The organism is Propionimicrobium sp. PCR01-08-3, from assembly GCF_030286045.1.
Lineage (GTDB): Bacteria > Actinomycetota > Actinomycetes > Propionibacteriales > Propionibacteriaceae > Brooklawnia.
In genome coordinates this window covers 2,257,913-2,269,713 of record NZ_CP127390.1, presented here as the reverse complement: position 1 = coordinate 2,269,713, position 11,801 = coordinate 2,257,913, and the positions used below count along the sequence as shown (strand labels likewise).

9 protein-coding genes are annotated in these 11,801 nt (G+C 65.1%); 5 read left to right on the top strand and 4 right to left on the bottom strand.

What is annotated here, in order from left to right; genetic code table 11:
- Positions 1–3: 3 nt before the first annotated feature.
- Entirely contained in the window at positions 4–906 is a 903-nt protein-coding gene (locus QQ658_RS10415; RefSeq protein WP_286024784.1) for an N-acetylglucosamine kinase, read from the bottom strand.
- Positions 907–1,062: 156 nt separating this feature from the next.
- On the opposite strand from QQ658_RS10415, the gene purL reads away from it, so the two are divergent.
- The 3 genes from purL (at position 1,063) to QQ658_RS10400 (ending at position 6,244) form a co-directional block, all read left to right on the top strand.
- Positions 1,063–3,318, top strand: a complete 2,256-nt coding sequence (gene purL, locus QQ658_RS10410; protein WP_286024783.1) for a phosphoribosylformylglycinamidine synthase subunit PurL — start codon at positions 1,063–1,065, stop codon at positions 3,316–3,318.
- A 354-nt stretch (positions 3,319–3,672) separates the two neighbouring features.
- A complete protein-coding gene (locus QQ658_RS10405) occupies positions 3,673–5,010 on the top strand; it encodes a M20/M25/M40 family metallo-hydrolase (protein WP_286024782.1) in 1,338 nt (445 codons plus the stop codon).
- 385 nt (positions 5,011–5,395) lie between these two features.
- Positions 5,396–6,244: a hypothetical protein gene (locus tag QQ658_RS10400; RefSeq protein ID WP_286024781.1), complete on the top strand. Its 849-nt coding sequence runs from the start codon at positions 5,396–5,398 to the stop codon at positions 6,242–6,244.
- A gap of 206 nt (positions 6,245–6,450) precedes the next feature.
- On the opposite strand, the gene rpiB is transcribed toward QQ658_RS10400, so the two are convergent.
- The 3 genes from rpiB to QQ658_RS10385 form a co-directional block, all read right to left on the bottom strand.
- Positions 6,451–6,927, bottom strand: coding sequence for a ribose 5-phosphate isomerase B (gene rpiB / locus QQ658_RS10395; protein WP_286024780.1), 477 nt, complete (start codon positions 6,925–6,927; stop codon positions 6,451–6,453).
- 97 nt (positions 6,928–7,024) lie between these two features.
- Positions 7,025–7,666, bottom strand: a complete 642-nt coding sequence (pdxH, locus tag QQ658_RS10390) for a pyridoxamine 5'-phosphate oxidase (RefSeq protein ID WP_286024779.1) — start codon at positions 7,664–7,666, stop codon at positions 7,025–7,027.
- A 120-nt stretch (positions 7,667–7,786) separates the two neighbouring features.
- A complete protein-coding gene (locus QQ658_RS10385) occupies positions 7,787–8,752 on the bottom strand; it encodes a C-terminal binding protein (protein WP_286024778.1) in 966 nt (321 codons plus the stop codon).
- A 159-nt stretch (positions 8,753–8,911) separates the two neighbouring features.
- On the opposite strand from QQ658_RS10385, the gene purF reads away from it, so the two are divergent.
- Both purF and purM read left to right on the top strand, forming a co-directional pair.
- A complete protein-coding gene (gene purF, locus QQ658_RS10380; protein WP_286027093.1) occupies positions 8,912–10,336 on the top strand; it encodes an amidophosphoribosyltransferase in 1,425 nt (474 codons plus the stop codon).
- Positions 10,337–10,460: 124 nt separating this feature from the next.
- Positions 10,461–11,516 (top strand): phosphoribosylformylglycinamidine cyclo-ligase, encoded by a 1,056-nt coding sequence (purM, locus tag QQ658_RS10375; protein WP_286024777.1) that lies wholly within the window; start codon positions 10,461–10,463, stop codon positions 11,514–11,516.
- Positions 11,517–11,801: the final 285 nt, after the last annotated feature.

The window sequence follows — 11,801 nt, the reverse complement described above, 5'->3', positions numbered from 1 at the left end:
TTTTCAGGCGGCTGCCGAGTCGACCAACTTTGCCAATGGAGAAACCGGGGCGAGCCCGGCGAGCAGCTCCACACCGGCGAGGCTGCTGGTGTGGCAGTCGACGAATTCGGCGTCCGGGTGTTCGTCCAGGACGCGTGAGCAGAACTCTTCCCTGATGATCGCGGAACCGAAGATCCGCCCGTTGAGCCCGACCGGCGGATCGGGTACGGCTCCGAGCTCGGCCCGGCGCAGCGCCGAGTTGGCCGAATGGGCGAGTTGATTGCCGGCCGCCCGGCAGATCTCGGCGCACACCTCATCGGTTGCGGCGAGATCGGCGACGGGCTGGGCATAGGACGCGATGCGGGCGACTTTCGCCTCGTCGTTCTGGAGGCTGAGGTAGAGCGCCGGAAGATCCGGGAAGTCGGTCGTCACGACCCCTGTCAACCGGGTTTCGGGCCCGCGTCCATCGAAGGCACGCATCACCGCTTCGAGCCCTGCCCGGCCGATCCAGTATCCGGATCCGGCGTCACCGATCAGATAGCCCCAGCCATCGACGCGCGCCGTCCGCCTTGGCCCGACGGCCAGCGTGACCACGCCGGTTCCGGCCGCGACCATCACGCCCTGCCGAGCGCCGAGCGCGGCGAGATAATTCGTGATCGAGTCATGGGCAAGCCAGACCTGCGAGATGCCGTCGTCGGCGAGCAGCTTCAGCAACTCTGCCGCGGTGGCGTCGTCCGGTAGCCCGGTCGAGCCGATCGCGACGCCATCAACAGCACCGAACGCAGCGATGCCCACCCGAATCCGGTCGGCCAGCTGAGGCAAAACGGGGTAGTCGGTGATCACGGCGTCGGTCTCGAAGACCTCGGCAACGCCTGCCACCAGGCGGCAACGAGTCTGCCCCGCGTCAACGCTCAACACTGCGCTCATGGACACAAAATAGCCGCAACGCGCTTACACGCACTCCAGAATCCCGAAAGCTCCGTCCTTGCATCTGGCGCACACTCAGGCGCGTTGTGCCGGCGAGCACCAGCCGGTGCGCGGTCAACGGGCGAGCAGCCGCGCTCGCTCGGCTAGCCTTATTGCGTGGTCGACACCGTGCAGAATGCCCGCGAAACTCCGGATACCGAACAGCCCTGGGCCGCGCTCGGGCTCAAGGAAGACGAATACCGGCGCATCCGTGAGCTGCTGGGCCGCCGCCCGACCGGCGCCGAACTGGCGATGTACTCCGTGATGTGGTCGGAGCACTGCAGCTACAAGTCCTCGAAGATTCACCTCAAGCGCTTCGGCGCGCTGCCCCAGACCACCCCGCGGGGGGCACTGCTGGCCGGCATCGGTGACAACGCCGGCGCGGTCGACATCGGCCAGGGCTACGCCGTCACCTTCAAGTCCGAGTCACACAACCATCCCTCCTTCGTGGAGCCCTACCAGGGCGCCGCCACCGGCGTCGGGGGTATCGTCCGCGACATTTTGGCGATGGGCGCCCGGCCGATCGCGGTGATGGACGGATTGCGTTTCGGCCCGCTGGACGCCCCCGACACCGCCCGTGTGCTGCCCGGTGTGGTGGCCGGCGTGGGTGGCTATGGCAACTGCCTGGGCCTGCCCAATATCGGCGGCGAGGTTTACTTCGACGCCACCTATGCCGACAATCCCCTGGTCAACGCACTGTGCGTAGGCGTGATGCGGCACGAGGACCTGAAATTCGCGAAGGCGACCGGTGTCGGCAACAAGGTCATCCTCTACGGCGCGTCGACCGGCGCCGATGGCATCGGTGGAGCGTCCATCCTGGCGTCGGAGACCTTCGACGATTCCAAGCCCTCCAAGCGTCCCGCGGTGCAGGTGGGCGACCCGTTCATGGAGAAGCTGCTCATCGAATGCACCCTCGAACTGTTCCGGGCCGGCGTGGTCGCGGCCTTGCAGGACTTCGGCGCGGCCGGCATCTCGTGCGCCACCAGCGAGCTCGCCTCGGCCGGTGACGGCGGCATGCACTGCGAACTCGATCTGGTGCCGCTGCGTGATCACACGATGAGCCCCGAAGAGATCTTGATGAGCGAGTCGCAAGAACGCATGATGGCGATCTGTGAGCCGGACGATGTTGATCGGTTCATGGAGATCTGCGCCAAATGGGATGTGCAGGCGACGGTCATCGGCGAGCTGATCGAGGGCAACGAATTGCAGATCGACTGGCATGGCGAGCGCATCGTCGACGTCGATCCCCGCACGGTTGCCCACGAGGGGCCGACCTACGACCGCCCGCAGGCGCGTCCGGATTGGATCGACCAGCTGAACGCCGACCATGCCAACAACTTGCCGCGCGCCACCAGCGGCGCCGAACTCGCCGATCAGCTGCTGAAGTTGGTGGCCTCGCCGAATCTTTGCGATCGCAGCTGGGTGACCGATCAATACGATCGTTTCGTCCGGGGTAATTCGGCGCTCGCTCAGCCCGACGATGCGGGCATGATCCGCATCGATGAGCTCACCAACCTCGGCATCGCGCTGGCGACCGACGCCAACGGGCGCTACTGCGAGCTCAACCCCTACCTGGGGGCGCAACTCGCCTTGTCGGAGGCCTACCGCAATGTCGCAGTCGCGGGCGCGCAGCCCGTCGCGGTCACCGATTGCCTGAATTTCGGTTCCCCGGAAGATCCCGAAGTCATGTGGCAGTTCGTAGAGGCCATCAAGGGCCTGGTCGACGGGTGCGGCAAGCTCGGCATCCCGGTCACCGGCGGCAACGTGAGCTTCTATAACCAGACCGGCGGACGCAATATCTTGCCCACCCCGCAGGTGGGCATTCTCGGCGTCATCGACGATGTGCGTCAGCGCGTCCAGGGTGGCTTCTTCAACCCCGGCGACGCCATCGTGCTGCTCGGTGAGACTAAGGAAGAACTCGGCGGCTCGGCCTGGTCCGAGACCATCCACTCTCACCTCGGTGGTCTGCCGCCCTTCCCGAACCTGGACGCTGAACAGGCACTCGCCGCCGTCATGATCGAGGCGGGCCGGCGCGGGTTGCTGAGCGGTGCCCACGATCTGTCCGAAGGCGGTCTGGCGATCGCGCTCACCGAGTCCTGCCTGCGCCGCGACCTCGGGGCGAGCGTGCAATTGCCCGAAGGCTTGGACGCCACCGCAACGCTGTTCAGCGAGACTCCGGCCCGCGCGCTGATCTCACTGCCAGCCTCGAAGCTGGAGGCATTCCTCGCGTTGTGCGCCGAACATGGCGTGCCGACAGCACAGATCGGCGAGGTCAACCGTGAGCGTGTGCTTGAGGTCGATGGGCTGTTCACGCTGTCGCTGGACGTCATCAGGCAGGTTTGGCAGGCGCCCATCCCGGCGGCGATGGCCTGAGTCGAGGGGACGGTATTCCGATAGATCCTGCCTGAGCCGAGGCGGAGACAATTGCCGGGAAGTGAGCCTATCTTTTCGGATCGCGACGGCACTTCGCTCGTCCCGGCGAACCCGCAATTGCTGCCACCCGCGCTGCCTGGCAGGAGCTGATCCCCGCAGCGATGGTCTGAGTCGAGGGGACGGTATTCCGATAGATCCTGCCTGAGTCGAGGCGGAGTCAATTGCCGGAAAGTGAGCCTATCTTTTCTTTCCGGCGAACGTCGGCAATTGCGTAGCCTCGGCGACCCCGCGTACGCCTACCGGCAAAAGACCTCGCCGGGCGCCGCAACTGGCATTCGCGGTAGTGTCAGAAGCATGGTTGATGTTGCTGCTCTGCGCGAACGCACCGAGGCCGTGCTGCCGTCGGTGACCGACGATCTGATCAAGCTGGTCGCCATTCCGTCGATCAGCGCCCAGCCCGAGCACGCCGACGATGTGATGGCGGCCGCGAATGCGATCGTCTCGCATCTCAAGGCGCTCGATTGCGATCGGGTGAAGATCGTCCAGGCGGGTGGGCAGCCCGCAGTGATCGCGCATTTCGATGTCGACCCCGGCAAACCGACCGTGTGCCTGTACGCGCACATGGACGTGCAGCCGACCGGTGACCTGGCGCACTGGTCGTCCGAGCCATTCAAGGCTGACAGGCGCGGCGATCGTCTGTTTGGACGCGGCACCGCCGACGACAAGGCCGGCGTGGCCGCTCACCTCGCGGCGTTGCGTGCCTTCGGCGGCAAGCCTCCGGTGAACGTGACGGTGCTCATCGAGGGCGAGGAAGAGATGGGTTCCCCGACTCTCGGACGCATCCTCGCCGAGAACGCCGACGAGCTCAAAGCCGACCTCTATGTGGTCGCCGACTGCGGAAACTGGGGGATCGGCGAACCGGCGTTCACCACCAGCCTGCGCGGCGTCGTCGACTGCACGGTCGAGCTGCGCACCCTCAGCCATGCAATTCACTCCGGCGAGTTCGGTGGCGTCGTCCCCGATGCGCTGACCACGCTGTGCCGGCTGCTGGCCACCTTGCATGACGCCGACGGCAATGTCGCGGTCGAAGGCCTGGTGAGCAGTGAGGATACCGACGTCGAGCAGACCCCGGAATCGGTTCGTCAAGACTCCGCCGTGCTCGACAGCGTGCAGCTCATCGGCAGCGGGCCGGTCGCGTCCCGTACCTGGCTGAAGCCGGCCATCTCGGTCATCGGGCTCGACACCACCCCCATCGCGACCTCGTCCAATACGCTGATCCCTTCGGCGAGCGCCCGCATCTCGGTGCGCATCGCCCCGGGCGACACCGGCGCGAACGCTCTCGCGTGCCTTCGCAAGCATCTCGAAGAGAACGTCGACTGGGGTGCTCAGCTGGTCTTCACCGATGGCGAGGCTGCCGAGCCGACCCGCACCAGGCTCGACCCCGAGGTGATCGACAAGGCGAACTGGGCATGGCATGAGGCCTTCGGTATCGATCCGATGCAGATCGGCACGGGCGGATCGATCGGCATGATCGCCGAGTTCCAGGAGATGTTCCCGCAGGCGAGTGTGCTGGCTACGGCTGTCAGCGATCCGGACTGCCGGATGCACGGTATCGACGAGTCGCTCTACCTGCCCGATTGGGAAGCGGTCTGCCTGGCCGAGGCGTTGCTGCTTGCGGCGCTGGGCGAGTGAGGTCCCGCCAGGATTCACCCGGGTCGGCGTAGTCGGGCTTCTCCGTCTGGCTCGCAAGCCCAGAGGACTGGGGTTGGTGGCGGACGCCTCAAGGCACATCTGTCCGGTGCCGTTCACCGCGCCGCGCATCGATGGATCGGCGCTGCTCGGTGTCCGGATATCGGCGCCCGAACCCTTCCCAGAAATAAAAGAACGCGAACCTTGCGGAAATATCTGAGACAGACTTTCTTTTGATGCCCTCTGAGCCTAGCCTTACCTAAGGACGCATCGAGGGTGAGCTTTCATCATCGATGACTTCCGAGGCTTGACATCGCTGACGGGGCCGCGACAAGCGGCGAGCGGTGGGAAATCAGGCTATGACGACTGATGAGGGGGAGCGTCCCAGATGACCGATAGTGTCCCTGTCGAAGCTATCGACTGTGACCGTACGGCCCGATCCGTGACCGCGCGCATCTTGCGCGGCGCCGGCAACGCGTCGCTGCTCGCATACCGGTGCAGCCCAATGGTTTCATGTGAGGCCATGGTGCACGGCATATCTCGAAGCGGACGCCTCGTTGTAGCGGCGTGCCCCGATAGTGCCGATCCTGTGGCCGAGATGGAGCCGGGCCAAAGCTATGCCATCCGGATGGACATCACCAAGGAATCGCCGGAGCCCGGGTTCCGTCTCGTTGCCGCGACCGTGCACCTGCTCGGCGAGCTCGAGTGGCAGCCCGACTGGGCCACCGACGAACTGATCGACGCCGGTGAACTGCCGTGCGATGTGGCGGCGATCGCCAGCGCGCCAGGTGGACGCCTGGGTGTCATCACGACCGACCGCTGCCTGATTCACGATGCGGCGGGCGTCAGATCGTTTGCTTTCGACGAGCTCATCCAGGCCGACGGCAGCCCCGCGTTCCCGCTGCCAGCTGACGAGTTGGACGCTCATCACCTGGTGATGGCACTCAGCAATGACTCGCTGCGCGGCATCCGCGATTCGGTGCTCAAGGGGACGATCGAGGGGCGCCTGTGCTCACGCCAGTCCTTGCTCGCCGGTTGCCCGCATACCTGGGATCAGGTGCTTTGCGCGGACGTCGATTGCACGGGCATCACGATGCTCACGGTCGAGCCGACCGAGACCTACTCGGTTTTCGCGGCCTTTGACCGGGAGGTCGGTTGCCTCGATGAACTGAATGACCAGGTTCAGCGGCTGGTGTCCGCGACCCTGGTGACCACGCCCGGGTGGGAGAACTTCTGAACCGCCTCGGCCTGGTAACTCACGATTCGAAATCAGAGCGATAACGTGAGGCGATGCCGTAGTTCCGAATAGAACACGGCATCGCCTTATTTAGAAAAACCTCCGAGCTGCCCAGCGGCGCGAGAGCCCCCATGTGTTCAGATCAATTCGGCGAAAGCCGTCCCGAACACTCTCATGCCACGCGTTCCGGCAGGGGCAAAGGGGACTCAGTTGCCCTCGGCCAGTGCCAGCTCTTCGTCCTCGATAGCGGCGATCTTCGCGAAACGATCGTTGAACTCCTGGTCGACGAGCCCCTTGAACTCGGCACCCAGGAAGGCGTCCACGATGGCCTTGGCCACTTCGGGACCGACGACGAACGCGCCGAAGGCGATGATCTGTGAGCCATTGTTCTCGCGGGTGTGACGCGCCGTGAAGGGCTCGGAGCACACCGCGGCGCGGATTCCGCGAACCTTGTTGGCGGAGATCGAAATGCCGATTCCGGTGCCGCAGATCAGCACGCCGCGTTCGACCTCGCCGTCGCGGATGGCATGCGCGACCTTGCGCGCATAAGTTGCCGAGTACTCGGGCTCTTCGCCGTCGCCGGGCCCGTAGTCGACGACCTCATGGCCCGAGGCAATCAGGTGATCGACGATGATTCCCTTCAGGCCGAAGCCTGAACCGTCACTTCCAATTCCGATTTTCATGGGTCAATTGAACCACCCAGACCCTATAGGATCCCAGCGCAGCAGATGATCCTACAGTTGTGGCCGCAGTGGGCCATGGCTCACCGTGTCGGCGTCATTACGGCGCCAGGCGCTCCCGAACCCATATGCCGGCATCGAGCCGGTAGCGGATGCGGTCATGCAGCCGGGATTTGCGTCCCTGCCAGAACTCCCAGCTGTCGGGCACCAGCCGGTAGCCGCCCCAATGATCGGGCCTGGGCGGATTGAGACCGAATCGAGTGGTCAGCTTGGCAACATTGGCGACCAGGACGCCCCGGTTGGCGATCACCTGTGACTGCGGGGACGCCCAGGCGCCGATTCTGGAATCCAGGGGCCGGACGGCGAAGTAGGCGTCCGACTCCTCGGCACTGACCTTCTCGACCCGGCCCTCGACGCGCACGACCCGCTCCAGTTCGACCCAGTGAAATTGCAGGGCGGCATAAGGATTGCCAGCCAACTCCTGAGCCTTGCGGGAGTTGTAATTCGTGTACCAGACCAGGCCGCGTTCGTCCACGTCTTTGATCAACACCACGCGGGTCGAAGGCCTGCCATCGGCACCGACTGTCGCCAGGGTCATCGCATTGGGCTCGGTCACGTTCTTGGCCTTCTCTGCCTGGTCGAGCCAGCGCAGAAACAAGGCCAACGGTTCCGAGGTCGTGTCGGCCTCGTCCAGTTGGCCCTGTTCGTAACTCTTGCGTTGATCCGCCAGCCGCTTACCCATGCCTGCCACCGTAGTCCCAGGGCCGGCGCCGGGAGCCGGGAGGCCGGAGGATCGGCAGAACACAATGAATCCGGCGCCCGCTGGTCTCATCCATCGGACGCCGGATTCTTTACTTACCGCTTACTTCTTACGCGGCACCACGATGTTCGGGCACTCGCGGCCCTTCAAGACGTCGATGACGTTCTGCATGGTGCGCCGCTTCAACTGGTAGTAGGACTCCTCCGAGTAATAGGCGGCATGTGGAGAAAGCACCACGCGCTCGAGGCTCAGCAGCGGGCTGCCAGCCGGGATCGGCTCGGTCTCCAGCACATCGAGCCCGGCGCCGCGAAGCTTGCCCGACTGCACCGCGCGCACCAGCGCATCGGTGTCGACGACGCCGCCGCGCGCGGTGTTCACGATGATCGCGCCGTCCTTCATCTCGGCGAGCTTGTCATCGTTGATCATGTGGCTGGTGTCGGGGGTGAGCGGCACGTGAATGCTGACGATGTCGCTGCTCGCGAGCAACTCGTCTTCGCTGACGACCTTGAAGCCGTCGGCCTCGGTGGTGCCCTCAGGAATCAGCACGTCGTTGACCTGCACGGTGAAGCCCAAGCCCTTGGCCTTGGTCGCAACGGCGTGGCCGATCGCGCCAAAACCGAGCACGCCGAAGGTCTGATCGCAGAACTGATGAATCGGTGCTGCCGTTGCCAGGTCCATGGTGGAGCGGCGGGCGAGTGAATCGAGCTTCGGCAGGTTGCGCGCCACGGCCAGCGCAAGAGCGATCGCGTGATCGGCCACCGACTGGGTGCCGTAGTCAGGAACATTGACGACGGTGATGCCGCGCTCCTCGGCGGCGTCCAGGTCGATGGTGTCGACGCCGACACCGTAGCGTCCGATGACCTTCAGCTCGGGCAGCAGGTAATCCATCACCTCCGGGGTGATGTCCGCGTACTGGACGAGCAGGCCTTCCGATCCCTTCACTCGCGGATCAAGGCCGGCGTCCTTACCGCCGTCTTCCAGAATCTGGAACTCGACGCCTTCGGCCTCGGCAACACCCTGCTCGATGTCCCACGCATCGTGGTCGAGATCGGTGATCGTTACGCGCATCTTCTGGCTTCCCTTCATCGTTGAAAACTCTCGACCCGATTATCCCATATCCTCTATCAGCCGTGACACCCACATCGCGTCCCCGGCTGTCCGGCGGTTGGCCGGACTCCGCAGTCTGTCGAGCAGGCGCGATACGATCACCACGTGACGTCACCTGAGATGACTGACGATCGTCCACATGAAGAATGTGGAGTTTTCGGGGTCTACGCCCCGGGCGAGGCCGTCTCGAAGCTCACCTACTACGGGCTTTACGCCTTACAGCACCGTGGTCAAGAATCCGCCGGGATCGCTGTTTCCAACGGCAAACGGATCATGGTCTTCAAGGACATGGGTCTGGTCAGCCAGGTCTTCAACGAGGCCACGCTGAACTCATTGACCGGGCATCTGGCCATCGGGCACGACCGCTATTCGACCACCGGCGCGTCCGTGTGGCAGAACGCGCAGCCCACTTTCCGCCAGATCGGTTCGGGCGGGCTGGCGCTGGCACATAACGGCAACCTCACCAACACCGACGAGCTCGAGGAACTCCTGGCCGGGCAGGAGGACGTGCCGCACAAGGACAAGATGGACTCCTCGAACGACACGGCGTTGATCACGGCGCTGATGGCGAGCTATCCCGCCGATCGGTCCATGGAGCAGATCGCGCTGGATGTGCTGCCCAAGCTGGCCGGTGCATTCTGTCTTACGTTCATGACCGAGACCGCGTTGTATGCGGCCCGCGACCGCAACGGCGTTCGTCCGCTCGTTCTCGGACGCCTGGAGAACGGCTGGGTGGTCGCCTCCGAAACGGCTGCCCTCGACATCGTCGGCGCCACATTCGTCCGCGAGGTCGAGCCCGGAGAATTCATCACCATCGATTCGGCGGGGTTGCGTACCTGCCGCTTTGCGCAGCCGAACCGCAAGGGCTGCCTGTTCGAATACGTCTATTTGGCCCGCCCCGACACCAGAATCGCCGGACGCCCGGTGCATCCGACCAGAGTCGAGATCGGACGCCAGCTGGCCAGGGAATATCCGGTCGAGGCCGACATGGTGATGCCGGTGCCCGAATCAGGAACCCCGGCGGCGCTCGGTTACGCGAATGAATCGGGAATCCCGTTCGGTATGGGGCTGGTCAAGAACTCCTACGTGGGCCGCACATTCATTCAGCCGTCACAGTCCATCAGACAACTGGGCATCAGGCTGAAACTCAATCCGTTGCGCGAGGTCATCACAGGCAAGCGGCTGGTGGTGGTGGACGACTCGATCGTGCGGGGCAACACCCAGCGGGCGTTGATCCGGATGCTGAGGGAGGCCGGCGCCACCGAAGTTCACGTGCGGATCAGCAGCCCGCCCGTCGAGTGGCCATGCTTCTACGGTATCGATTTCGCCACCCGGGCCGAGTTGATCGCGCCCGGGCTGAGCACGGCAGAGATTGCCCAGGCCATCGAGGCCGACTCGTTGGGCTATGTCAGCTTGCCGGGATTACAACAGGCGGTCGGTCTGGACGCCGGGCAGCTGTGTTCGGCCTGCTTCGACGGCCACTACCCACTTCATATTCCCAGCGAGGCGGCGGCCACGCTGGGCATCGATCAGGAGGACGCGTGAGACCCCGCCAATCGCCTGTAGGGGGCCGGCTGGGCCGAGCGGTCGACGCCGGTGGCTCGGCGTGGCGGCGTCCACATCACATCGGCGCTCTATCCGAGAGCGCCGGCACACGAGAGGTGGCCCAGTGACCGAATCTGCCTATGCCCGCGCCGGCGTCGACATCGATGCGGGTGACCGTGCCGTCGAACTCATGAAGGCCCATGTGGCGAAGGCGACCAGGCCCGAGGTGATGGGGGCGCTGGGCGGCTTCGCGGGCTGCTTCGATGCCTCCGCGCTGAAGGACTACCGGCATCCGGTGCTGGCCACCAGCACCGACGGGGTGGGCACCAAGGTGGCCGTCGCGCAGGCGATGGGCGTCTACCACACCGTTGGCTGGGATCTGATCGGGATGCTGGTGGACGACCTGGTCGTCTGCGGAGCGGAGCCGCTGTTCGTCACCGACTACATCGCGTGCGGGCATGTGGTGCCCGAGCGGATCGCCGGAATCGTGTCGGGCATCGCCGAGGCCTGTGCCGGCGCGGGGGCCGCGCTGCTGGGCGGGGAGACCGCCGAGCACCCGGGCCTGATGGGCGTCGATGACTTCGACATGGCCGGCGCCACCGTCGGCGTGGTGGAGGCGGACGAGATGCTCGGTGCCGAACTGGTGCGTCCGGGTGACGTGATCGTCGCGATGGCGTCGTCCGGTCTGCATTCGAACGGCTACTCGTTGGTGCGGCGGGTCTTGCTCGAAGACGCCGGACTGAAACTCGACCATCCCGTCGCCGAACTGGGGCGGACGCTGGGCGAGGAGCTGCTGGAGCCGACCCGGGTGTACGCGCTCGACGCACTGGCATTGATCGCCGGCGTCGAGGTACACGCCATGAGCCACATCACCGGCGGAGGGTTCGCCAACAACCTTGCCCGCGTGCTGCCGAACGGTGTAGCGGCGCGCATCGACCGTGCCAGCTGGACGCCGTCGCCGGTCTTCGAGCTGGTGCGCCGGCTCGGCAAGGTGAGCCGGCCGGATATCGAGGCGACGCTCAACATGGGCGTCGGCATGGCTGCCGTGCTGGCTCCCGACGCGGCGGACGCAGCAGTCCGGCTGCTGGCCGGCCGGGGCATCGACGCCTGGATCTGTGGCGAGATCGTCGCTGCTCCCGATGCCGAGGGTCGAGTGGAACTTGTCGGGGAGCATCGCTGAAGGCCGCACTCTGTATCGGTCTGAGTCGCTCGCCCGCCCGCCAGAGGTAAGGACGGCGTGGCCGGGCGAGTCGTTCCCCTGCCGGATCTCCCTGATTTTTTCGATGAGATGAAACTGGCCGTGGGAAGCCTGTTGATCCCGTTATCAGGATCGGTCGCGCCATCTCGATTGTGATCAACGGGCGATCCTGCTTTGGCCTCGCGGCGTTCGATTGGGTAGCCTAGGTGCCACGACAGTTTCTTATTCACATTGCCGCGGCCGAGGCCGCGAGGGACAAAGCGAGGG